Here is a 21,343-nt window from a genome sequence, read left to right as displayed (position 1 = left end):
TTCCCCTCCAGGAATGTGGTTTTCCACTTAAATTTTTTCGAAGTCCGTTGTGACCTCGTGGAAAAACTTAAGAGCAAAAGATCTGCCAACATATTTCGGTGGCAAAAAGAAACTGTATTTGATTGCTCAAGCAACAAGATTACGGGCATCATATAATAATGATGAAAACAGCAATGATGATTCCAAGATTACAAAAACGCCAAGCCAAATTGGCCCACCATATTGACACCTGGACAAAAAGACTCCACTCACATCAACGGTCGCGTTTAGTCACTGCTTTGTTATTTTTTGCAAGTTTGATTCATCCTGCGATGAATCCCGGTGCACAATGGGAATATGCAATTTGCGCCGCACTTCTTATTGTATTTATATTTTTAGTGCTCCGGACGCGTTCATTAAAAGAACACGTGCGTCGTTTGCAACGCTGGCATCAGTTTACGTTGCGTCAAGAAAAGCGTTGCTTAGGGTTGCCATCCGGACGTGCATGGAAACATCTCGAAGATATCGAGGGCGATTTCCCACTGATTCGCGACTTGGGACTTACTGGACAACATTCCGTCTGGACACTTTTAGACGAAACACTGACCGAAGGTGGGCGCAAGCGACTGCTGGCATGGATGAGCACAGCTCCGTTAAACAAAGATTTTCTAAAGCGCCGCCAAGAGCGTATTAAATCTTTGCGCCCGCAAACGTGGTTTTACACGCGCTTAGGATTGAACATCAAAGAAGAAGAGTTCAACGTCTCTACTTCACAGATTCGCGATTTCCTTAAAGAACCTTTCGTTACGGCAGGTTTTTATAAAATCTTTGCCGCCAATTTAATTTTGTGGATTGCCGTGGCCGCTTTATTTGTCTTAACAAAAATGGAGATCTTATCAGTACCATCACCAGTGCTGATGGCATTTACTTTAGTCAGTTGGGTCAGCTTGGGTACTTCAGTAAAAGCTTTTTCTCAAGGAACGGGACTTTCGCATCACTTGCAAGTTTTAGGTCCCTTATTTGCCAGCATTGAAAAACGTGCCCAGCAAGACAAATACTTGCGCGAAGTCAGCGCCGAAATCTTACGTGAATCTCCATCACGCGCAGTCAATCGACTCGAATTCATTTTAGGATTTTTAGGAACACAGACCAACCCGTTGTTGCACTTCTTACTTAACGGGCTGATGCCATGGACGTTAACGGCCGTTTATTTTTTAGAAAGACAGCGCCAAAAAATTTCTTTAGGGTTCCCAAAATGCATCGAAGAACTTTCTGAGCTTGAAGTCTTGGGATCTATGTTGGTGTTTGATAAATACCAAACCCAAACGTACCCCGAATTTTCTGACAGCACGACTTTACAATGCGAACAGATCTTTCACCCCTTGTTAGAGCGATCTAAAGCCGTGGCCAATGATTTTTATTTTCCATCCAAGCAGACCTTGGGACTTTTAACCGGATCTAATATGTCTGGCAAATCGACTTTCTTACGCACGGTCGGTGTAAATCAAATTCTTGCGAACATGGGAGCCCCCGTCTTTGCGCAAAAATTTGTAACCGTGCCTTTAAAAGTAGAAACATGTATTGAAGTCAGCGATTCTTTGCGCGACGGGTATTCCTATTTTTATGCCGAAGTTCGCCGCCTGCGTGACATTCTAAAAGTCGCCGCCACGGGATCTCCCATGCTATTTCTTATCGATGAAATCTTCCGCGGAACAAATAATCGCGAAAGACAGATCGGCAGTCGCGCGGTTATTAAAACTTTGGCCGAACTACCTACGGCCATCGGATTTATTTCGACTCATGACTTGGAACTCACAAATTTAGAGCAATCTCATCCCACATTGATCAATCTCCACTTCCGTGAAGACATCAATGAGCGCGGCGAAATGATTTTCTCATATCAACTTAAACATGGACCTTGTCCGACAACGAATGCCCTGCGAATTATGAAAGCCGAAGGCATCAACGTCGAAGAGTCCGCGCTGTAATTTCCCAGGCCAAGGTCCCGTTGTCGGGACCCTCCATACAACCCGTTCTTGCCTTTAGGGTCTCCTCGTCATTTTAATATAAGAAATAAGGAGTCCTCATGATCATTCGCTGCGTAGTACTTGTTGCTGTGATGTTTGCAGTTGGTTGCGCATCAAGAACCCACCGTATGCCGTCGTCGATGCCGACAACTTTAGCGGAAAAATACCAAGATACGATTGTTGCCTATTGCTCACCGAATAAAGTTGTCGTCTTTCACGACGTGAATCGCTGTGGACTTGCCACCTCGCGCAGTCGTGCTTGTACAGAGATGGCTAGCTACACATCGGACATGCTGACAGTTGTCGAAGATGGCGCCACCCATAGCTACATGAACGCCGAAGGAACAGAGTTATTTCGTCTAGTTTCAATGAAGAATGGAGACTTCCAACTTTCAAGCAGCCAGGGCCTTTTCAAAAGACCCGAAGTTTTAAAAGATGACAAATTAGATCCACACTTTTTTAACAATCTGTGTCGCTGATCTAAAGACAATGGCATTTCAACGTTGCGGAGGCATCCATCCCTTCGCAACGAAAGCGCTTTCCTTCAAACGGAATATCTAAAGAATAAATCTTTCCGTTTCTTTCCACGGTCAGAACATTCCCGCCGCCTTGAAAGAACGCCCGCTGCGAGCGAGAGTTGCCAATCACGGTGCCATCAGACTCGAGACTTGCCACTAAAGTATCCGAGGGATCATTCATTTGTTCTGGTGTCAGTGGGATTTCTTTTTGCTCGCCTTCAGCGGAAATCGAATAATATTTTAACGATGTCGCCGCATCCGACATGATATCGGTTTTATACTCTAAAAAAATACGGCGAGTTTCGCCGCTGCTAGTTTGGATATCGGTCGCCGTCCACTCATTGGTGGTCATTACTGGCTCACCCATGAACGGCGCAATCATTCCCCCAAAAACTGACAAATTAAATTCCGCATTTACTGAAAGCGGCGGGATGTTCGTACCCAAACACTCATTCATGTCTTTGATAGATTTTTGAATGGCAGCGAACTTGTCGGGATCTTCCATTTCGGTCGGTAAAAATCCGCTGGCATTATTATTTGCGGAAACCATCGGCGGAACCGCCGATTTTGAATGCTCGTCATTAGATGGGGGCAGCGATCCGATCTCTTCAGGATTCACGGCTGGAACTTCGGGAGTGCTTGAACGAAAATGGCAGTAAGTAAGAGTCCCTACTACTGCCAAAATTGCGATCGCAAGTATTTGCGTCTGTTTTTTCATGTCTGGAAGCTTACTTGATCAAGCCGATCTCGCGCAAGCGTTGCATCAAGAAATCATGACCCGTGATATCCGGATACTTAGCACCTGTCCCAATACACGAAGGCAAGCAGCTAAGCATGGCATCTGGATGTGGATGCATGAAAAACGGCATAGAATAACGGCTTTGATTTGTGCCGTCTTGCGGGTTGATCACACGGTGAGTAGTTGAAGGCAAAACATCGTTAGTTAGACGAGCCAACATATCCCCCACGTCCACGATCAAAGTATCTGGTTCTGATTCAATATCTAACCAAGTACCATCACGGTCTTTCAATTGAAGACCTGACGACGTCGCCGCCGGCAGAATGGTGATGAAGTTAATGTCTTCATGAGCCGCCGCGCGCACGCAACGTGGATCTGTTCCTTCTGGGATTGGTGGATAGTGCAAAAGACGTAAGATTGAATTTCCATCTTTAGTCATTTTTGCGAAGAAATCTTTTTCAACTTTCAATGGGATCGTCAATGCTTCCAGCATGATCTCGCCGGCTTGCTCTAGCGCATTAAAAAGTTTCACGAAGTGAGCTTGGAATTCAGGAATCTCATTTGTTGGCCATACGTTTTCTGGATAACGTCCTTGCAATGGGCTGTTAGCCGGAAGAACGCGCCCTACGTGCCAGAATTCTTTTAAATCCATCACTGGAGAGTCTTTAGCGTGCTCTTGCCCAAATGGTGTGTAACCACGTTGGAAGCCCGCATTGGGGGAAATGTATGATTTTTTTACCTCAGTTGGTAAAGCATAGAACGATTTAAGAATCTCGTAAGCTTTGTGCAGATCCGCTGCTTTTACGTTGTGATCTTTAAGAATAATAAAACCGTATTCTTTTAGACCCGTAAAAAGTTGATCAATAAACTTTGCGCGATCGCTATCGGTACCATGAGTGTAACTTGCAAGGCTTAAAGTCGGAACTTTGCGAAGTGTGCTGGTTTCTGAATGAGAAGTCGTCTCCATTGTTCTCATATTTCCCCCTCTGATTGGTTGCCCGGACTGTAGCAAAGCGCGTGTTTAAAAGGCAACAGCAACTAATTATGCACAAAAAGAATATTGAAAACTCGAACGAGGGTGGGGCTTTCAAAACGGAAGTGCACATCCCCATCAAAAAGACGGACCGCATGCTCGTTTCTATAGGGAGAATCCCCGGCCTCATAACCCCGATAAACCACCGGACGCGGATCCAAACGCAAGGTGTCTTCGACGATCGTGCGCAGATTATTTTCCGCTCGGCGCTTCTGCCACTCCCCCATTAGACTCTCTGCTTCCACGGTAAATTCTACACGGATCTGTTCGGCAGGGATTTCTGCGGGCCAGCCGGTTTTAGCTTCTGGCAACGCTTCCACGGCCGGAAGATAAGGTTTGATGTCCAAAATAGGTGTGCCATCAACCAGATCCACGCCGGCAACGACGATCCCATCCTTTTCCACCCGAACCAACTCCACTAAGGAAAGACCGATGGGATTGGGACGATGCGGACTGCGAGTCGCAAACACCCCTTGAGTTTGGCCACCTAAACGCGGTGGATGGACTTTGGCGTGAAAACGCGCGGATTTATTTTGATGGAAAACCCAAATCAGCCACACATGGCTAAATCCTTCGAGGCCCTGCAAAGACTCTTCGGGCTGCAAATCAGCGCGCAAACGCAAGCGGGCCCACGCATCTTTCACCAGGCCCGGCTGCCTGGGGGTGCCGAATTTATCTCGAAAACAGCTCTCTAAAAAACCGATCGGTTCCATCATAGGCCTGTGGTTACATTCCCCAGTTGCCGAGCGTCAATAAGATTCTGAAATTCCGCGTCACGCAGAATGACACTTGCCCATTTTTAAGATGACTTGGCTCGCGGTTGGGATGAGAAAGAGCCAACAAATTTAAAGGAGATGCTTATGAAAAGCTTAATTCTTGCAGCCGCAATGGTTTTCCTTGCTGGCAGTACTTTTGCGGGAGAGTTGGATAACGAATCTTCCGTTACAAATCAGTCAATGAACGGAACAGTTGTAGTACGTGTAGACTCACGCACTAACAAAACAGCGGTTATGACTTCTCAAGCCCCAGCACGTGCGGGTCAAGAAGCCCAAAACCTTGTAGAAACTGGCTCTTTCCAAAACATCGATGGCAAACACGTTAAAGGCGAGTTGGACCAAGATGGTGGAGCATCAAGCTGGTATTTTTACAATGGTTACAATAATTACTACGGTTGCGTGAATTGGTACGGTAACTGGTACCGTCCGTACTACCAATATAGCTATAGCTATTACAGCTATTACTACTACTCAAACTACTGGTGGTAATCCCCTCCTTCGCTAAAAGCTTCGGCGGGGTAAACCCCGTCGAGGTTTGAAGTGAAGAGGTGTTTTGTGGGTAAATATTTTTTCTTAAGTTTAGCGGCTACTTTTTCTTTTCATTTCGCTTTTGCTTCTTCGCCTTTTACCAATCTTGAAAACTACAAAGAATCTTTAGGTTTCAACAAAATCTATCAAAATGAATCTCCAAGCCGTCGTTTAAAAGTCGCGGTTCTGGACAAGGGCTTTTACGGCTATAAAGAACAAATCGGCGTGACCTTGCCAGCAAACACTCGTTACATCCCCGGGCCGGTCGCTGAACCTGCTGATAACAAAGTTGATCATGGCTTACGTATGGCGCAGATCCTGATTGGCATGTTGACGGACGATCTACAACACGCGGACTGGGTTCCAGAATTCGCCCTTTATAATGTTTTCGGATATTCAAATTTCAAAGCCGCGATTGATGATGTCATTGCCAAAAAATACGATGTGGTTCTGTATTCTGAAGTATGGGAATACGGCGGAAACTCTGACGGCAAAGGTTTTATCAACCGTGAAGTTTCCCGCGCCGCTAAAGCCGGTATCATTTGGGTGAATGCGGCAGGGAACTTTGGTCAAACGACTTACAACTCTGTTGTACAAACCGTAAATGATTCTTTGGTTCGCCTTCCTGATCGCAACAACGCCTTGGAACTTCGTTGCGAATCAACTAAGTCCGGTAAATGCCCAGTAAAAATCGTTCTTTCTTGGAATGATTTTAAAGACGATGTCGAACTTGGGACCGACAAAGACCTAGACATCGCGTTAACCGATGATTTTTTAAACGTGATCCAATCCAGCTCTTTAAAACAAAGTGCTGATGCTAAAGAAGACCGCCCCGGATTTTCTAAGTACCCCCGCGAAATTATCACCGCCGAATTAACGCCGGGCACTTACTATCTGCGCGTAAAAAATCGTTCTAATAATTTCGGCAGCAAAGATCGCTTGCGCATCACTGTGGACGGTGACGGCGTAAAGATGCCTTCGCACACTAATGACAACACTCTTTTAAATCCTGCGGATAACGCCTCCGTTATTACCGTGGGCGCATCAGATTCCGATCGCTCTTCGTCTGCGGCGGGTTTTAAAAAACCAGATCTTTTTGCTCCTTCGTCTTTGATTTTGGCAGGAACAAACGAAGAATTCCGTGGCAGCTCTAATTCGGCGGCCATAGTTGCCGCAGGTGTCGCGATGGTGAAGGGCATTGATCCTTCCATGAATCGCACTGCAGTTCTAAAACGTATTGCTCGCGGAGGCTCAGCCAACAATGGTGATTGGAATCAGACCGGTCTTTCCCTGACAGTTTTAGGTTTCTCGCCGGCAAATCTAAGCCCTTGCTTTGAAGAAGTGGCCTTCAATCCGGCACCCGCTTACGTCACGGATATCTTGGCTCGTGGCGGAGTTCCCGTCAGAACTACTTTCGGCATTCGTATTATGGTTCCGTTTGATCCAATCACGATCGAAAGATATCTGATGCGCACTTACTTTAACGACATGATCGTGGCTTTACCTCAAGGTGGTTACACAGTTTATCCTCGCCAAGCGATGATTCCACAAGGTGCGGTAGAAATCTTCCAACGCCCGATAGAGTCGGGTCTTTGCCGCTCTACGGGCGGCACTAACGGCAAATCTTTTAGCCTTTTTTAGTCCTATATCGTAAGCACTGTTCTATTAAAGGAACAGTGTTTCCCGATTGTGTCACCTTTTGCATAGATAATTTCAAGTCGATACTTATTAGGTCGGTTTATAAAACCCCTGATAAGGAGAACTTATGAAGAAGCTTGTTTTATCTCTCATCACTTTGGCGAGCGTTTCCGCAGTGGCGAAATCTATCCCTGCTGGTACTTATTCCGTAGACCCAGCCCATTCTAAGATCGGTTTTGAGATTCCTCACTTAGTGATTTCCAGTGTGGAAGGTCGATTTTCAACCTTCGATGGCTCTGTCACCATCGAAGATAAATTAGAAAAATCCAAAGCTAACTTGAATGTCGACGTATCATCGATTGATACCAACAACAAAGACCGCGACGACCACTTGCGCAGTGCGGACTTCTTTGACGTCGCAAAAAATCCAAAGCTGACTTTCGTGGTAAAAAAAATCTCCGGCACACCTGAAGCTTTAAAGTTGACCGGCGACTTGACGATCAAAGGTAAAACGAAATCTGTAACCTTGGATGCCAAATACTTAGGTGACGTGAACGACGCTTACGGGAATCAAAAAATCGCTTTCACGGCCGAAGGTAAAATCAATCGCAAAGATTTCGGTTTAAGCTGGAACAACGTGGTCGAAGCCGGCCCCGTAGTTGGCGATGAAGTGACCTTAAAAATCAAAATCCAAGCCGGTAGACCACTAGCTAAAAAGTAATCCCCCTTTCCATCCAATTAGAAAATCTTATTTCTAATATTTAGGAGGCCGCTAAGGCCTCCTTTTTCATTTAATTCGTTTATAGCCTGGCCCCGCGTCTGCATTTCGGACCTCCCGTCGGATCGAGGTTAGAAATGAACACTTACTATTTAAATGCGATGAAGGTCACCTTGCTGGGAATTCTGGGGATTCACCTTAGCATGCACGTCCTATATTTAGCCCCTGCCAATCCCGCCACCTACCAATACTCGGAAATGGTGGACACCTACATGAACTCTTTCTTTTCACAAAACTGGCACCTGTTCGCACCCGAACCGGCCACCTCAAGCCTGCAGCTGGCTTATCGCTGCAATAATTTACAGAACTGGAAGCTACCGATTGATGGTCTTCTTTCTGAACACAAGTCATGGCCAATAACCGCAAAAGGAAAAAAAACCTATGTGCTGCAAAACCTTGCGCGTGAAATATATAACGCCAAACTTTTGCAGAAAGAAGACGCGCAGATTCCCGAGCTGCCTCTGTTAAAAAAGTTTTTGCATGACCAATGCGGTCGTTACGCCCTTTCTGAAGTGCAGATCAAACGCACTTTCACCACAAATTATTCACAACGTTTCACGGCCCCCAAGGGCTCTGACGAAGTTTATGAATTTAGAATGCAACAGGATGGAATGGTATGGAACTAATCAAAATACTTATCCGATTTTATGAAACTCTTCATGTGCAAGTTAAATCACTACAGTCCCTGCGTTGGGCCCGACGCTTGGTTTACGCATGGATGTTTGTGAATTATCTGATTCTTTCTAGTGATGGTTCTTATTTTTACTCAAAGGACTCTTACATTCCCACAAAAAACTTCACCGATTTAGGACTATTTGAAAAGGTCTTCAATCTATTACATTGGGATATCTTGCAGTCGGCCTATCCTGTTTTTCTTGTCGCGATTTTGATTTTTTCGGTCTTAGCTTTTTTAGAAAAATGGCCCCGCGCCTCTGCACTTGCCGTCTATTTCCTCATGATAAATCTGGATAATAAAGCTGGTGTTATCTTAGACGGCGGCAACAACTTAATGCATTTGATTGGGTTCTATCTGATCTTTGTAAACCCTCGCAAGTCTCAATCTGCATTTTCCACAACCTTGACCAATCTTTCAGTCTTGATGATCAAGATCCAGGTCACTTTCGTCTATGCCACGGCCGGTTTATTAAAGGTCATGGGGCCTTTATGGAACAAGGGTGTTGCTTTGTATTACACCATGGGAGTTAACGAATACGGCAATCCTTTCCTGTTCAAACTGCTTTCTGAAAATGCAGCTTTTTTAGCATTAATGACCTTGGGAACCGTCCTTTTTCAAATCTCTTTACCCTATCTTATTTGGCTTCGCCCATGGCGCCCTTATGTGGTGCTTGCAGGCACCTGTTTGCACTTATCTATTTCATTTGTGATGGGCCTTTTCATGTTCGGATTTGCGATGTGCGTAAGCTATTCGTTCTTTTCCGAAGATAAGGAAGGTGTCTAATGCGTAAATTTTTAGACCGACTTATTGCGGGCTTATTGAGCATGTGGGTCGTTTTGCAGTTTGTGTCTTTTCCGACAGAAATCAAAAAGGTCCCTGCCGCAAATTTAGCTGCCGAAATTCAGGACACCTGGAAAAGATTGAAAGAAAAAAATCTTCTTCACGGAAGTCTTTTGATCACCCAAGGGGACCGCGTGGTTTTCTCTGACGGACCCTTAGATCTGCAGTACTCTATTGCCAGTGTTTCTAAATCCTTTGTGGGCGCACGTTTTACAGAGTTAGAAAAATCAGGCTTAGATCTAAACGCACCCGTTTGCCAGTGGCTTAAAAACTTTTGCAAAGGACGACTGGCCCACATCACAATCGAGCACCTATTAAACCACCAAGCCGGATTTGGACGTGACTTAAGCTTTTTGCAATTTGCAAAGCGCACCGTAAATACAAGCTGGACTATTCAAGATATCGACATCCAAAAACTGGACGATAGTTATTTGCATTCAGATCCGGGAAGCAAAATGCAGTATTCGAATTTTGGTTATCTGGTTTTATCTCGATTGCTAGAGATTATCGAACAAAAAAGTTTTTCCGTCATCATCCAGGATCTTGCGCGCCGAGCGCACTTACACAAAACATCGACCGTGCAAAGAGGTGACGTCTTGCCCATTTATATCTTGATGCCGTTTTCACGATGGGGTTTCGCCTGGAATATTGAAAACTCCGTCTACCACGCTGCGGGTGCTGGCGGGCTTAAGTCTTCGGTGCAAGACCTTATCCAGTGGATTGATTTTTCATATCGCAACAGTGATCAAGACTATGCCCGCGGCTGGGTGCGCACCAAGAAGCAAAGCTATAAGGCGTACTGGCACAATGGCGCCACCTTTGGGTCATATACTTTGATCGCAGTTTTGCCTGATGAAAATATCCGTGTCGCGCTTTCCATCGATAATTTTAAATTCACCAAACAGTGGTCAGAAATGGCCGAACAATTTGAACAACACTTTTACTAAAGGAGTAAAAATGAAAAAAGTTTCTTTGATCCTTCCGGCCCTGCTTTTGCTTGGCCCAACATCTTTTGCTGGCGAACTGCCTCGCTGCAATCCAAGCCCTTGGATAATGTCGTCCAATTCGTCATCGCCACAAGAGACTCCGCTAAGATCGCCAGACGACGTGCGCAAGTTTTTAGAAGAAATCCGTCAACGCCACGAAGACTCTAAGGTGAGTCAAATCTTAGGTGAAAGCACATTGAGGTCTTTGGAGCAGTATTCTAAATTGGATAAACATCAGATTTATGCGAATGCTTATGTAGCTGCAGCCGCCGCAGGTGCCGCCGCCGCGGTGGTCGACTATGTATGGGATAAATATGTGGGTAACGGTGGTAAAGACAAATGGGTTATTGACGAAGGCCAATTCGACTTGCCTCAAGTTCCACGATATCCCAATGTGCCTAAAGATTTTAAAGCGGCAGGTGGTGTAATGCCTCCGTTGCGCCGAAATGTCGATCCCGTTGCTTTAACACCCGCGGTGGCAACGGCGGTGGCTGGTGCAGCAGCTTACAAGGCCGCAGAATACAGCTTAAGAAAGGCTTTCGGAGATCCCAACTCACGCATGCCTAACTTGAAAGTCCGACCGGAGATGTTTGATTTGCAAAACAATCAATTTCAGCGAAGAGGTTACTAATTAAAAAACCCGCGAGTTTTGCTCGCGGGTTTTCAACATCTTAAATAAACTTCCTGCATGAAGTAACAATAAATACTAAATGGGACTAGAAGTTCCCAGAGCGTTTCATCAAACCATCTTTATTTTTGATGATGATCTCTTTACCGTTAAGATCAATAAGACCTTCATTTTTGAACTCTGTTAAGTGACGAGACAATGATTCATTGATCGTGCTTGCAAGCTGAGCAAATTCATTGCGTGTCAGCTTCAGGTTCAAAGAAATGCCATTCGGAGTTTGTACGCCGAATTTATCTGCCAACAGTACTAACTGATAAGCGATACGCTCTTGAACAGAAGCCAAATAATGTAACTGGCTGATGTTTTCAAACGATTCCAAGTCACCAACGGCTTGATTCAACAAAAGTTTAAGCAATGGGCTTGCTTGGTTCATCGCCACTTGGATCAACTCGCGTGGGTACAACCACAACACCGTTGATTTGACGGCTTTTGCATGACTTTGAGTCATTGAGCCTTTTACTAGGGATTTGTAACCAAAGTATTCTCCAGGAGAGACTAATTTAGTGACGTATTCGTTTGTTGTGGTGCGTCCACGTGCATGTGAGCGATTTACTACAACTTTAACACATCCCGATTGAACATAATAAAGGCCGCGAGACAACTCGCCCTCTTTAAAGATCATCTCTTCTTCTTTTACATGGATGACTTCGTAAGGGACGTTTGAGGTACTTGGAACAGTGATATTTTGACCGCCCATGAAACCTAGTGAATTGACTCCGCCGTTTAAGATTGTTTGAGATTCCATACTCATTACCTCCGCACTTTCTGTGGGTTAGATGTTGAGGTCATCCTAAACCTGGTAGGCGACAACTCAAAATTTCAATCCTGTTATGATCTGTTTGTAACGGGTCAGAAAACGGCGTTTCCTGACCTTTTGTCTTGACTCACAGTCCCGCTTCAACTAGGTTCCCGAGGACCTCAATTTTAGAATTTTTTCGTAAAATCAGCGGCTTAATCCATGCTAAAAGGCATGGAGTTTGCCCGGAAATGTGAGTGGAAACCGTGTTAAAAAGTATCGTTACAGTCTCGTTAATGATGTTATTCAGCATTTTTTCGTACGCCGAAGCACTTAAAGTCGCTCTGGTGTTAGATAAAGGAGGCAAGGACGATAAGTCTTTTAATGCCGCCGCTTATGCGGGAGCAACCCGCGCCGAAAAAGATCTGAAAATCGATCTTAAATACGTTGAAGCCACCGACACCAATGCTGTCGAAAATCTACATCGCTCTTTTGCTCGTAAAAACTTTGATCTGATTATCGGAATTGGTTTTGCACAAAAAGAAGCGGTTCGCAAAGTGGCCGCTCAATTTCCCAAGATGAAATTTGCACTTATCGACGGTGAAGTGACAGCACCCAATGTTCGCTCTTTGTTATTTGAAGAGCATGAAGGCTCTTTCCTTGTCGGTGCTCTTGCTGCGATGAAATCAAAAAACAATACTGTGGGTTTTGTCGGCGGAATGGATATTCCTTTGATCCGTCGCTTTGCGATGGGTTATGCCGCTGGCGCAAAACACGTAAATCCAAATATTAAGGTCATTGAAAATTATGTTGGCGTTACGGGCGAAGCTTGGAATAACCCAGCAAAAGCTAAAGAACTTGCGCTTTCACAGTTCTCTCAAAAAGCGGATGTGATCTTTGTCGCAGCGGGCGCTTCGGGCACCGGGGTATTTGATGCGGCTGAAGAAAAGAAAATCTACGCGATCGGTGTGGATTCAAATCAGAACTGGATCAAACCAGGCGTGATTTTAACAAGCATGTTGAAATCGGTGGATGTGGCGGTTTACGACACTATCAAAGAAACTCAAGCGGGCAAATTTTCGGGTGGCATTTCACGCTTTGGCCTTAAAAACAATGGCGTTGATTATACCTTAGATAAATACAACGAAAAGTTGATCACTCCAGAGATGAAAAAGAAAGTTGATGATCTGAAAAAACAGATCGTTGATGGCAAAATCACTGTCCCTGACTATTACAAAAAGAAATAACGATGTCTGAAACTGCGATTGAATTTCGAAATATCGCCAAGTCCTTCGGTCCCGTTAAAGCAAATCATAATATCTCTTTCGCTGTCCCCCGGGGCAGCATCCATGCCATCGTCGGGGAAAACGGCGCTGGCAAATCCACTGCGATGAAAATTCTTTTTGGCCTTTATCAACCCGATGAAGGCCGGTTTTTTATCCGCGGTAAAGAAGTGCAATTTAATTCACCGATGGATGCCATGGCTGAAGGTGTGGGCATGGTCCATCAGCATTTTATGCTCGCAGGGTCTTTGACGGCGCTTGATAATATCTTGCTGATGCAAAAAGGCAGTCCTTTTCAAAGGCTTCCACGCAAAGAGCAGAAGCAAAAGCTAGAAGAACTGGCAAAACGTTACGGCATGATCTTAAACCTTGAATCAAAGGTCGAAGATCTATCTGTGGGCGAACAACAGCGTTTAGAGATTCTAAAAATCCTTTCTCAAGATTCAGAGATCATTATCTTAGATGAGCCCACGGCCGTCTTAACTCCCCAAGAAGTTCAAGATTTGTTTAAAAATCTGCGTTTGTTAAAAGCCGAAGGTAAAACGATCCTAATTATCACCCACAAACTTAAAGAGGTGATCGCCATCAGTGATAACGTGACTGTCTTCCGCACGGGCACGGTGGTCGCCAATCGCAAAACAGCGGAAGTCCAATCTGACTCCCTGGCGGAATTGATGGTCGGTCGTTTATTGCAAAAAAATGAAGAACGTAAAACGGCGATTGATGACAAAGTTCTTCTGTCGTTGACGAATGTTTCAGCCAACATCGGCAATCGCAAACTGCAAAACGTAAACTTACAAATCCGCGCTAAAGAGATCGTCGGTGTCGCGGGTGTTGAGGGCAATGGCCAAGATGTTTTAATGCGCGTTCTTTTAGATCGTCATTCGCTAAAAAAAGGCTGCTGGAGTGGTGATATCCAGCAAAAAGGATCTTTAGAGTCCTTCCCCGAAGACCGTTTGCGTTTCGGGGTTTTGCCGACAAAAACGGCGGTGGAAAATTTCATCCTAGGTCATCATCGTCGAACTCCTTTTTATAAGAATGGATTTATTTCTGACTCGGCGGCATTAGCGGAAACAGAAAAAGCGATGAAAGAATTTGACGTCCGTCCGTTAAAGCCGCGCCAAACTTTTTCCCAATTTTCAGGCGGCAACCAACAGAAACTTGTAGTCGCTAGAGCCCTTTGGCCAAATCCCGATATCGTGATCGCCGCTCAGCCTACGCGTGGTGTGGATATCGGGGCGATTGAATTCATTCATGGGAAACTTCGGGCCCAACGTGATCAAGGTTCAGGAGTTTTATTGATCTCCTCTGAACTTGACGAACTCATGACACTCGCAGATCGCATCGTCGTGATATACCACGGGGAATTAATCAAAGAATTTACGCGTGCGGAATTTAATGAAATCGCCTTGGGTGCCGCTATGGGAGGATGCCGATGAAACGTATATTCGGTTTCCTTTTAGGACTAACCCTGGCTTTGTTACTGACTTTATTTGCGGGTGAAAATCCGATTAATATCTTTATGGTTTTACTTCGTAGTGCCTTTGGATCAACTTATGATCTGGGGATTACGCTTTCTTACACGACTCCTTTGTTGTTTTGTGGTCTTTCCGTGGCGATCGCCTTCCATGCGGGATTATTTAATATCGGGGCTGAAGGACAGCTGACCATGGCGGTTGTGACTGCGGCGGCTATCGGGGTTTTATTTCCGAATGTTCCGTTTCCTTTGGCTCCCCTGTTCGCATTTTTTGCCGCCATCTTAGTTTCGGGCTTTTGGGGTTGGATTGTCGGCATGTTGCGCGCTTATCGCGGCAGTCATGAAGTCATCATCACGATCATGATGAACTTTATCGCCGCCGGTTTAGCAAGCTGGTTTACTTTGCACATCATTCCAAGTTCAGATTCGCAGAATCCAGAATCAGCCATGGTTGCTCCACAATACATGTTTAAAGATTATGATTTAATTGCGCGCTTCTTTCCCGACACTCCGGCTAATGCCTCACTGGGGGTTGCTTTGGTGACAGCGGTGCTGTTGTGGGTTTTCTTGTGGAAAACCTCTTGGGGTTATGAGTTGCGGGCCGCGGGAACAAATCCAGATGCGGCTCATCGTGCAGGGATTTCAGAAAAGCGTTGGCAGATCATGGCCATGGCCATGGCCGGGGCCTTAGCCGGCGGCGTCGCACTTTCAGAAGTTTTAGGTAGCGCCGGACAATATCGTATCGGATTTTCACCTGACTACGGCTTTATCGGGATTGCGGTGGCGCTGATGGCGAACAACAACCCGTTGGGAATTATTATTTCGGCGTTTTTGATGGGCGCGCTTCATAAGGGAGCGACCGACCTTGATTTAGAGACAACGACCATCACTCGAGATTTTTCGCGCATCCTGCAAGCTTTGATCATCTTAGGTGTGACTGCCCAAGGATACTGGGCTTGGATTAAGCACAAAAGGAAGAAGCAATAATGGAATATATTCTTTTAGTTTCCGCTTTTGCCTTAGCGACTTTGCGTTTAGCGACTCCTTTGATTTTTGCCGCCATGGGTGGATTGATGAGCGAACGCTCCGGCGTTATCAACTTAGCCTTGGAAGGCTTCATGTTGATGGGCGCTTTTACAGGTGCAGTTGTTGGATACTATTTTGAATCTGCTTGGGCTGGTTGGTTTGCCGCGGGCGCCGTGGGCTTGATGATTGGTTTGCTTTACGCTTTCTTTGTTATTGCTCTTAAAGCAGAGCAGGTCATCACGGGCATGGCTTTCAATCTTTTAGTCATGGGATTGATTCCGTTTTTAACGAAAATCTTGTTTAATTCGACAGGCTCAACACCATCGCTTTTGGTGGATGATCGCTTCACGTTTGAACCAACGATTATGGCCATCGCCATGGTAGGATTGATCGCGTGGTGGCTTTATAAAACTCGTTCTGGCTTGTGGGTTTTATTTGCAGGCGAACATCCTGAAGCGCTAGCGACCAGTGGAGTGTCACCGGCGAAAGTGCGTTGGATGGCCGTGACTCTGAGTGGTTTTATCGCCGCTTGGGGTGGCGCAAGTTTATCTTTATTCTTAGCCTCTTCGTATTCACCGATGATGACCAGCGGTCGCGGTTATATGGCATTAGCGGCCTTGATATTTGGTAAATGGAAGCCGATCCCGGCATTGATGGCGTGTTTATTTTTTGCGTTTGTTGATGCTTTGCAAATGCGCTTGCAGGGCTTGCATATCGGATCGTTTGAGGTCCCTGTCCAATTTATTCAAATTTTACCTTATGTTGTTACGGTTGTGGCCTTAGCGGGCTTTATCGGAAAAAGCCAGGCGCCGAAAGCATTGGGACAAGAGCTGCATTAGCATTAACGAGGTGTTCGTATGAAATGTCTTTTAAGTTTATTAATCGTGTTTTCCGCTTCCCAAGTATGGGCTTGGGGCGGTCGCGGCCACCACAGCATTTGCAGTGCCGCCAGTTTCTTAGTTAAAGAGCCGGGCTTAAAAGAATACCTAGAGCACAAGCCCCAAATGATGGGCCATCTGTGCAACATGCCCGATTTTTATTGGAAAAGCCTTGGTGGAGACGCCAATAAATTCGGCAATCCAACGCATTTTATTGATATTGAAATCATCGGCCTTGAAGTCAAAGACATCCCCACGGATTTTAAAAAATTGATGGCGGATTTCACCGGCAAGCCAGATAAATTTAAAAACGATGGCACCACGATTAAATCCATTCCGACAGAATTCGGCTCGTCTTGGTGGCGAGCGGATCAATTCATGCGCATCGTGGCCGCTTTAGAAAAAGAATTTGCCTTGGCACCACCTCCCGCAAATTTTAAAGAAGAACAAAACAATGATCTTCCTTATAACAAACTTGCGTACCAGATGATTGTCTCTATGGGTTTGTTGGGACACTTCGTGGGGGACAACGCGCAACCCTTCCATACCTCTGCTGATTATGACGGCTGGGCGACGGGTCACGGCGGGATTCATGCTTATTATGAAGATCAAGTGGTTGGACGCTTTGATGGAGATCTTGAGGCTTTGATCTTGAAAAAAGCACGTTCCATGAAAAATCCCGAGTTCTTAAAGCCAAAAACCACGATCGAAAAAATGAAAGTTCTTAGCGTGATTTCTAATAAAGAAATCCCCAAGATCTTAAAGCTCGATCCGATCACAAAAAAATCTACTTTGGTTAAAGAACGCGGCATGGATATTAAAACGCCCGCCGAAAGAAAACCGGCAAGCGAAGCTTTCAAAAAAATGAGTCCGATGATCGTTGAACAAATGGCGCGTGGTTCTTTGTTGTTAGCAAACCTGTGGGACGAAGCTTACCGTTCCGCGGGTAAACCCAAATTGGGAGCTTACAAGTCCTACAAATATCCATTCACTGTGGATTTCGTGGCTCCTGACTATTTCGATACGACAGAAAAAAAAGAAGAAACCAAATAGTTTCTATTTCGAATTTTGCTGACTGCTGCGAGCGCTCCCTGCGCTCGCAATAGCGACACTCGCTACCGCCACCCACTGCAGACCTGTTAACATCTCTTGTAAAAATATAAATCCAATTAAAGTTGCGATCGCAGGCTCCATACTCATCATCACGCCAAATGTTTTCGCAGGGATTTTTTTAAGTGCCTGCATTTCTAAAGCATAAGGGATCGTACTTGAAAGCAAGGCCACAGCCAAAGCGACCGGCCATAAACTGATGTTGGATATTTTCTCGCTGTCCCAAGATACTCCCCAAGGCGTAACGGCTAACACCGCAAACCACATACCCCAAGCGGTCACAGTCAACCCGGGCCCGGCCTGTGCGGCTTTACGACCGAAGATGATATACAATCCCCAGAAAAATCCTGCCGCCAAAGCCAAAGCAATTCCTTTTAAATTCAAAGCATGCGCCGAAGTCATATCAAACGGAATCAGTACGATGATTCCCAGCAAGGCCAAACCAATCCATAACAGATCGATTTTTTTTCGTGAATAATAAAGGGATACACCCAAAGGGCCCACAAACTCTAAAGCCACGGCAATACCCAACGGAATTTTTTGAAGCGCCATATAGAAGAGCAAATTCATGCTTCCTAGGCTTAATCCATACAGCGCGATGACTTGCCAGCTTTTTATAGGGATTTTGGTTTTCCAAGGGCGAGCCATCACGGTTAACACGATCGCGGAAAACAAAACCCGCAATGTTGTGGTTCCCGCCGCCCCTAAGACTGGGAAAAGTTGCTTTGCTAAAGAAGCTCCGTATTGAATTGAGAACATCGCAAGAAGCAAAAGCAAGACTGATCTGAGCATGTGTTAATCCTCTAACAGGTGCGCGCGCTGTCCGGCACTCTTGGTCACCGCTGTCTCAGCGTGAGAAGAGACCTTGCTAAGTTATTGAAGGCTGGATGACTGATTCTCAAGAAGAAACAGCCTGCCTGGCACAAGCTTCGCATTAGGGTTATGTATACCGCTTGTTATGAAGGAGTTCAAAATGACATTCGCAAAAATCACAATCGCAGCTTTGATCACAGTAGTAGCAAGCACTTCAATGGCTGGTACATACTGCCCACACAAAGACCGCAACAGCATGTTTGCTAACACCAACCCCGTTGTTAAAACGGTGAAGGCTGCAACTTCAAACACGCAAGCTGCTACTCGCTAATTATTGAACTTTTAAAAGATAGCCCGTGCCGTGCACGGAAGACAGACAATTCTTAAGTTCAGGAATCTTCTTCTTCAGATTATACAGATGGGTATCTAAAGCATTCTTCGCCACATGACGGCCATTCCAAATATCTTGTTCTAAGTCAGCGCGAGTCACTAGCTGATTTTTGCGATCTAAAAGTCGTCTTAAAACAACGTATTCTACTTGAGTGAGATGATAGACTTTATCCCCCACAAAGAGCTCACGACTTTTATCATCAAGATGAAATCTTGAGTCAAACCAACCGATTTCTTGCAAACGGCGCGTAAGCTCGTCTTCTAAGATAGGTTTTTCTAGGAAGCCACTGACCCCGGAATTAGCGGCACGAATCGCCATGGCCTTATCCGCGTTACCTGTGACGATTAAAACATGACTGCGGGGATGGGAGGTGCGAACCAAGGGAATAAGATCGAAACAAGTTTTGTCATTATCTAACGTATGATCTAAGAAAACTAAATCCCACGGATTTTCTTTAATAAGTTGGGTCGCGTCCGAATGAGATTTCGTATGAACTAATTTTCCTAAATATGAAAATTTAGAAATGAAGTATGCTGCGAAGTCTTCATTATCGTCGACAAGAAGAATGTTTTTTTGCATGGTGCCCTTTGTATTCCGATTCCCTGCAAGTGCTGGTCTTTAAACCAAACACGCTCAATAAACATAAGTTACATTGCGTTTTTGATATCTCCTAGTAGTTGAATAGCATTTTGAGTTTTTTTTGAGTTTTCAAAAAGGGATATTTGACAATGAGCATAGACAAAAAAAAAGCCCGGGTCACCCCGGGCTTTTCGAGTTTCTTTATTACTTGTTCGATTAGAACATGTAAGTCAAAGAACCTTGTGTGAACAAGTTGTTGCCGTTCACAGTACCGTCAGCTGTTCCAGAAGTAGTTCCTGAACCAGAGATAGTAGCATCCATAGTCATTTTACCGAATTTGATACCTGCACCAGCTGCAACAACGGTGTTGTTAGCCATTTTGTCAGTTGAACCTGGATCGTTTTTAACTTCTCCAACGAATACGTTTTGAGAGATAGATCCACGTAGAACCATCCAAGAAGCAGCATCGATTTCCATACCAGCGATCAAAGGAAGACCAGTTGTAGTTTCTTTGTTGTTACCTTTTTTAACTTCGTTAGAAGTGTAAGAGATACCGTAGAAGAAGTTTCCGCCTTCAACTTTCATGTTATCGATAGCGCTTACAGACCAAGCGTTTTTCTCGATATCTAGATCAGTACCACCAAGAACTGGGTTACCTGACAAAGTACCTTTTGTAGTGATGTACTTAGCTGACAAGTAAACTGTGTCTAACCAGTAACCGAAACCAACGTCATAAAGACCTTTTTGTTTCAATTCTGAAGCGCCACTTACTTTAGATTCGCCACCCAAACCAACACGTAGGTAAGCATCCCAAACGTCGTTACGAACACCCGCAGAAACACCTAGAGTGTTAACTTCTTGAGAAGTTGACTCAAGTTTAGCTGCAGAGTAGTGAGCTCCGAAACCCCATTTTTGTCCGGCCATTTCTGTTCCGTACATAAGGTCCAAAGCATTTTGCTCAGTCAATAGACCTGCATTTGTTGGAGCTGCGTTCACGCCAGCGATGAATTCATTAACAGTTGAGCTTTGACGACCAAGGTAAGCACCCCATTTACCCATAGAAGAAGTGCGAGTGAAACCGCCTTCTGCGCGTGGAGTAGTTACGCCAGAACCAGAGTTGTTCGCGTTAGAGCCGAACTCGATAGTCGCGTAGTCACCAAGGTAGTTGATGTCCGCTGCGTTAGTGAAAACAGTTTGAGTGTCGATCAAATGATTCGCGTTACCCAATGCTGTCAAACGAGCTTTAGAAGCCATCGCTGGAGCTGCTGCTACAGTCAAAGCTGCTAATACTAAAAGTTTATTCATAGTTGCATCCTTTCGTTTCGTTGCAATCGTATTACTTTGTAAAAGTCGTAACTTTCGTAACTTTACTAATTTGTTTACATAAAAAATGCTAATGAGGACGTTCAACAAGATCAACAACAAAAATTTCATCAAGCGCGAGGCCCCCCTCATGTTGATAACCAAAAAATATTTTTGTTGCACCAAAACAACAGTTGAAGTTAGAACCTTACGAAACATGCATCTTAGGCTAGCAGCTTTTTTGCGACGTCCTTGAAACCCTTTGCTAGTGCGGGTTTTGTTTGAAGCGTGACTTTTTGTCTTCGCCGTATTTTTGCTAAAAAGATCTTTGGTTCAGATAAAAAAACATGTGAAAAGATCGTGGAAAGTGAAATTGACGCGAAATTTCAAAATAGAGTTGGCGCACTAGATCATAACTGTGCGTTTCGTCATAAACTAGACCTTCGCCCAGCCTTTTGAGATCAGATTAAATACAAAGACAGATCAAACAACCCTACATGCGGACAAAATTAAATCAAAAAATCTCTTATCAATAATCTAAC

Annotated in this window: 22 protein-coding genes; 15 read left to right on the top strand and 7 right to left on the bottom strand. The window is 44.9% G+C overall.

From position 1 onward, the window contains the following. Positions 1-158: 158 nt before the first annotated feature. Positions 159-1,967 (top strand): MutS family DNA mismatch repair protein, encoded by a 1,809-nt coding sequence (locus AZI86_RS08770; protein ID WP_061834671.1) that lies wholly within the window; start codon positions 159-161, stop codon positions 1,965-1,967. 98 nt (positions 1,968-2,065) lie between these two features. Continuing rightward, entirely contained in the window at positions 2,066-2,485 is a 420-nt protein-coding gene (locus AZI86_RS08765; protein ID WP_061834670.1) for a hypothetical protein, read from the top strand. Position 2,486: 1 nt separating this feature from the next. On the opposite strand, the gene AZI86_RS08760 is transcribed toward AZI86_RS08765, so the two are convergent. The 3 genes from AZI86_RS08760 to tsaA all read right to left on the bottom strand — a co-directional run bounded on the left by AZI86_RS08760 (position 2,487) and on the right by tsaA (position 5,012). Continuing rightward, positions 2,487-3,242 carry a hypothetical protein gene (locus AZI86_RS08760; protein WP_061834669.1) on the bottom strand — a complete coding sequence of 252 codons (756 nt, stop codon included), beginning with the start codon at positions 3,240-3,242 and terminating at the stop codon, positions 2,487-2,489. Between the two features lie 10 nt (positions 3,243-3,252). Continuing rightward, a complete protein-coding gene (locus tag AZI86_RS08755) occupies positions 3,253-4,239 on the bottom strand; it encodes an isopenicillin N synthase family dioxygenase (RefSeq protein WP_061834668.1) in 987 nt (328 codons plus the stop codon). Between the two features lie 62 nt (positions 4,240-4,301). Beyond that, the gene (gene tsaA, locus AZI86_RS08750; RefSeq protein WP_253715836.1) at positions 4,302-5,012 is read right to left on the bottom strand and encodes a tRNA (N6-threonylcarbamoyladenosine(37)-N6)-methyltransferase TrmO; all 711 of its coding nucleotides are present in this window, start codon (positions 5,010-5,012) and stop codon (positions 4,302-4,304) included. Between the two features lie 144 nt (positions 5,013-5,156). On the opposite strand from tsaA, the gene AZI86_RS08745 reads away from it, so the two are divergent. The 7 genes from AZI86_RS08745 to AZI86_RS08715 all read left to right on the top strand — a co-directional run bounded on the left by AZI86_RS08745 (position 5,157) and on the right by AZI86_RS08715 (position 11,149). Then, positions 5,157-5,561, top strand: a complete 405-nt coding sequence (locus tag AZI86_RS08745; protein WP_061834666.1) for a hypothetical protein — start codon at positions 5,157-5,159, stop codon at positions 5,559-5,561. Positions 5,562-5,627: 66 nt separating this feature from the next. Beyond that, positions 5,628-7,241 carry a S8 family serine peptidase gene (locus AZI86_RS08740; RefSeq protein ID WP_061834665.1) on the top strand — a complete coding sequence of 538 codons (1,614 nt, stop codon included), beginning with the start codon at positions 5,628-5,630 and terminating at the stop codon, positions 7,239-7,241. Between the two features lie 124 nt (positions 7,242-7,365). Next, the gene (locus AZI86_RS08735; protein ID WP_061834664.1) at positions 7,366-7,959 is read left to right on the top strand and encodes a YceI family protein; all 594 of its coding nucleotides are present in this window, start codon (positions 7,366-7,368) and stop codon (positions 7,957-7,959) included. A gap of 134 nt (positions 7,960-8,093) precedes the next feature. Then, positions 8,094-8,642: a DUF5819 family protein gene (locus tag AZI86_RS08730; RefSeq protein WP_061834663.1), complete on the top strand. Its 549-nt coding sequence runs from the start codon at positions 8,094-8,096 to the stop codon at positions 8,640-8,642. Beyond that, positions 8,633-9,475, top strand: a complete 843-nt coding sequence (locus AZI86_RS08725) for an HTTM domain-containing protein (protein WP_061834662.1) — start codon at positions 8,633-8,635, stop codon at positions 9,473-9,475. Before AZI86_RS08730 ends, AZI86_RS08725 begins: the two co-directional genes overlap by 10 nt. Further along, complete coding sequence (locus tag AZI86_RS08720) at positions 9,475-10,479, top strand: serine hydrolase domain-containing protein (protein ID WP_061834661.1); 1,005 nt, start codon at positions 9,475-9,477, stop codon at positions 10,477-10,479. The genes AZI86_RS08725 and AZI86_RS08720 overlap by 1 nt, the downstream gene beginning before the upstream one ends. A gap of 10 nt (positions 10,480-10,489) precedes the next feature. Next, positions 10,490-11,149: a hypothetical protein gene (locus AZI86_RS08715; RefSeq protein WP_061834660.1), complete on the top strand. Its 660-nt coding sequence runs from the start codon at positions 10,490-10,492 to the stop codon at positions 11,147-11,149. Positions 11,150-11,234: 85 nt separating this feature from the next. Here the strand turns inward: AZI86_RS08715 and AZI86_RS08710 are convergent, their stop codons facing one another. Continuing rightward, entirely contained in the window at positions 11,235-11,951 is a 717-nt protein-coding gene (locus AZI86_RS08710; RefSeq protein ID WP_061834659.1) for a Crp/Fnr family transcriptional regulator, read from the bottom strand. A 287-nt stretch (positions 11,952-12,238) separates the two neighbouring features. On the opposite strand from AZI86_RS08710, the gene AZI86_RS08705 reads away from it, so the two are divergent. Genes AZI86_RS08705 through AZI86_RS08685 form a run of 5 tightly spaced genes read left to right on the top strand, consistent with a single transcriptional unit; the run spans position 12,239 to position 17,659 of the window. Continuing rightward, positions 12,239-13,189 (top strand): BMP family lipoprotein, encoded by a 951-nt coding sequence (locus AZI86_RS08705; RefSeq protein WP_061835122.1) that lies wholly within the window; start codon positions 12,239-12,241, stop codon positions 13,187-13,189. Between the two features lie 2 nt (positions 13,190-13,191). After that, complete coding sequence (locus AZI86_RS08700) at positions 13,192-14,664, top strand: ABC transporter ATP-binding protein (protein WP_061834658.1); 1,473 nt, start codon at positions 13,192-13,194, stop codon at positions 14,662-14,664. Then, entirely contained in the window at positions 14,661-15,689 is a 1,029-nt protein-coding gene (locus AZI86_RS08695) for an ABC transporter permease (RefSeq protein ID WP_061834657.1), read from the top strand. Before AZI86_RS08700 ends, AZI86_RS08695 begins: the two co-directional genes overlap by 4 nt. After that, complete coding sequence (locus tag AZI86_RS08690) at positions 15,689-16,567, top strand: ABC transporter permease (protein WP_061834656.1); 879 nt, start codon at positions 15,689-15,691, stop codon at positions 16,565-16,567. Before AZI86_RS08695 ends, AZI86_RS08690 begins: the two co-directional genes overlap by 1 nt. 18 nt (positions 16,568-16,585) lie before the next feature. Next, on the top strand, positions 16,586-17,659 hold the full coding sequence (locus AZI86_RS08685; RefSeq protein ID WP_061834655.1) for a hypothetical protein: 1,074 nt from the start codon (positions 16,586-16,588) through the stop codon (positions 17,657-17,659). A gap of 3 nt (positions 17,660-17,662) precedes the next feature. Here AZI86_RS08685 and AZI86_RS08680 read toward each other — a convergent pair whose 3' ends face one another. Next, on the bottom strand, positions 17,663-18,508 hold the full coding sequence (locus AZI86_RS08680; RefSeq protein ID WP_061834654.1) for an EamA family transporter: 846 nt from the start codon (positions 18,506-18,508) through the stop codon (positions 17,663-17,665). Positions 18,509-18,689: 181 nt separating this feature from the next. Between AZI86_RS08680 and AZI86_RS19205 the strand changes: the two genes are divergently transcribed. Continuing rightward, positions 18,690-18,860 (top strand): hypothetical protein, encoded by a 171-nt coding sequence (locus AZI86_RS19205; protein ID WP_157684665.1) that lies wholly within the window; start codon positions 18,690-18,692, stop codon positions 18,858-18,860. Here the strand turns inward: AZI86_RS19205 and AZI86_RS08675 are convergent, their stop codons facing one another. Together AZI86_RS08675 and AZI86_RS08670 are read right to left on the bottom strand one after the other, a co-directional pair. Continuing rightward, complete coding sequence (locus tag AZI86_RS08675; RefSeq protein ID WP_061834653.1) at positions 18,861-19,499, bottom strand: response regulator transcription factor; 639 nt, start codon at positions 19,497-19,499, stop codon at positions 18,861-18,863. It abuts the gene before it with no gap. A 216-nt stretch (positions 19,500-19,715) separates the two neighbouring features. Beyond that, complete coding sequence (locus tag AZI86_RS08670; RefSeq protein WP_157684664.1) at positions 19,716-20,804, bottom strand: hypothetical protein; 1,089 nt, start codon at positions 20,802-20,804, stop codon at positions 19,716-19,718. Positions 20,805-21,343 lie beyond the last annotated feature (539 nt).

This window comes from Bdellovibrio bacteriovorus, assembly GCF_001592735.1.
Lineage (GTDB): Bacteria > Bdellovibrionota > Bdellovibrionia > Bdellovibrionales > Bdellovibrionaceae > Bdellovibrio > Bdellovibrio bacteriovorus_D.
Note: the sequence above shows the minus strand (reverse complement) of the source record. Positions and strands in the feature narration are given on the sequence as shown.

What these genes read in the sequence shown, in the direction of transcription:
- AZI86_RS08745 (WP_061834666.1), top strand. Translation starts at nt 5,157, where the DNA reads ATGAAAAGCTTAATTCTTGCAGCCGCAATGGTTTTCCTTGCTGGCAGT.
- AZI86_RS19205 (WP_157684665.1), top strand. Translation starts at nt 18,690, where the DNA reads ATGACATTCGCAAAAATCACAATCGCAGCTTTGATCACAGTAGTAGCA.
- AZI86_RS08690 (WP_061834656.1), top strand. Translation starts at nt 15,689, where the DNA reads ATGGAATATATTCTTTTAGTTTCCGCTTTTGCCTTAGCGACTTTGCGT.
- AZI86_RS08700 (WP_061834658.1), top strand. Translation starts at nt 13,192, where the DNA reads ATGTCTGAAACTGCGATTGAATTTCGAAATATCGCCAAGTCCTTCGGT.
- AZI86_RS08685 (WP_061834655.1), top strand. Translation starts at nt 16,586, where the DNA reads ATGAAATGTCTTTTAAGTTTATTAATCGTGTTTTCCGCTTCCCAAGTA.
- tsaA (WP_253715836.1), bottom strand. Translation starts at nt 5,012, where the DNA reads ATGATGGAACCGATCGGTTTTTTAGAGAGCTGTTTTCGAGATAAATTC.
- AZI86_RS08725 (WP_061834662.1), top strand. Translation starts at nt 8,633, where the DNA reads ATGGAACTAATCAAAATACTTATCCGATTTTATGAAACTCTTCATGTG.
- AZI86_RS08680 (WP_061834654.1), bottom strand. Translation starts at nt 18,508, where the DNA reads ATGCTCAGATCAGTCTTGCTTTTGCTTCTTGCGATGTTCTCAATTCAA.
- AZI86_RS08720 (WP_061834661.1), top strand. Translation starts at nt 9,475, where the DNA reads ATGCGTAAATTTTTAGACCGACTTATTGCGGGCTTATTGAGCATGTGG.
- AZI86_RS08710 (WP_061834659.1), bottom strand. Translation starts at nt 11,951, where the DNA reads ATGGAATCTCAAACAATCTTAAACGGCGGAGTCAATTCACTAGGTTTC.
- AZI86_RS08770 (WP_061834671.1), top strand. Translation starts at nt 159, where the DNA reads ATGATGAAAACAGCAATGATGATTCCAAGATTACAAAAACGCCAAGCC.
- AZI86_RS08755 (WP_061834668.1), bottom strand. Translation starts at nt 4,239, where the DNA reads ATGAGAACAATGGAGACGACTTCTCATTCAGAAACCAGCACACTTCGC.
- AZI86_RS08675 (WP_061834653.1), bottom strand. Translation starts at nt 19,499, where the DNA reads ATGCAAAAAAACATTCTTCTTGTCGACGATAATGAAGACTTCGCAGCA.
- AZI86_RS08705 (WP_061835122.1), top strand. Translation starts at nt 12,239, where the DNA reads ATGATGTTATTCAGCATTTTTTCGTACGCCGAAGCACTTAAAGTCGCT.
- AZI86_RS08760 (WP_061834669.1), bottom strand. Translation starts at nt 3,242, where the DNA reads ATGAAAAAACAGACGCAAATACTTGCGATCGCAATTTTGGCAGTAGTA.
- AZI86_RS08765 (WP_061834670.1), top strand. Translation starts at nt 2,066, where the DNA reads ATGATCATTCGCTGCGTAGTACTTGTTGCTGTGATGTTTGCAGTTGGT.
- AZI86_RS08735 (WP_061834664.1), top strand. Translation starts at nt 7,366, where the DNA reads ATGAAGAAGCTTGTTTTATCTCTCATCACTTTGGCGAGCGTTTCCGCA.
- AZI86_RS08670 (WP_157684664.1), bottom strand. Translation starts at nt 20,804, where the DNA reads ATGAATAAACTTTTAGTATTAGCAGCTTTGACTGTAGCAGCAGCTCCA.
- AZI86_RS08730 (WP_061834663.1), top strand. Translation starts at nt 8,094, where the DNA reads ATGAACACTTACTATTTAAATGCGATGAAGGTCACCTTGCTGGGAATT.
- AZI86_RS08715 (WP_061834660.1), top strand. Translation starts at nt 10,490, where the DNA reads ATGAAAAAAGTTTCTTTGATCCTTCCGGCCCTGCTTTTGCTTGGCCCA.
- AZI86_RS08695 (WP_061834657.1), top strand. Translation starts at nt 14,661, where the DNA reads ATGAAACGTATATTCGGTTTCCTTTTAGGACTAACCCTGGCTTTGTTA.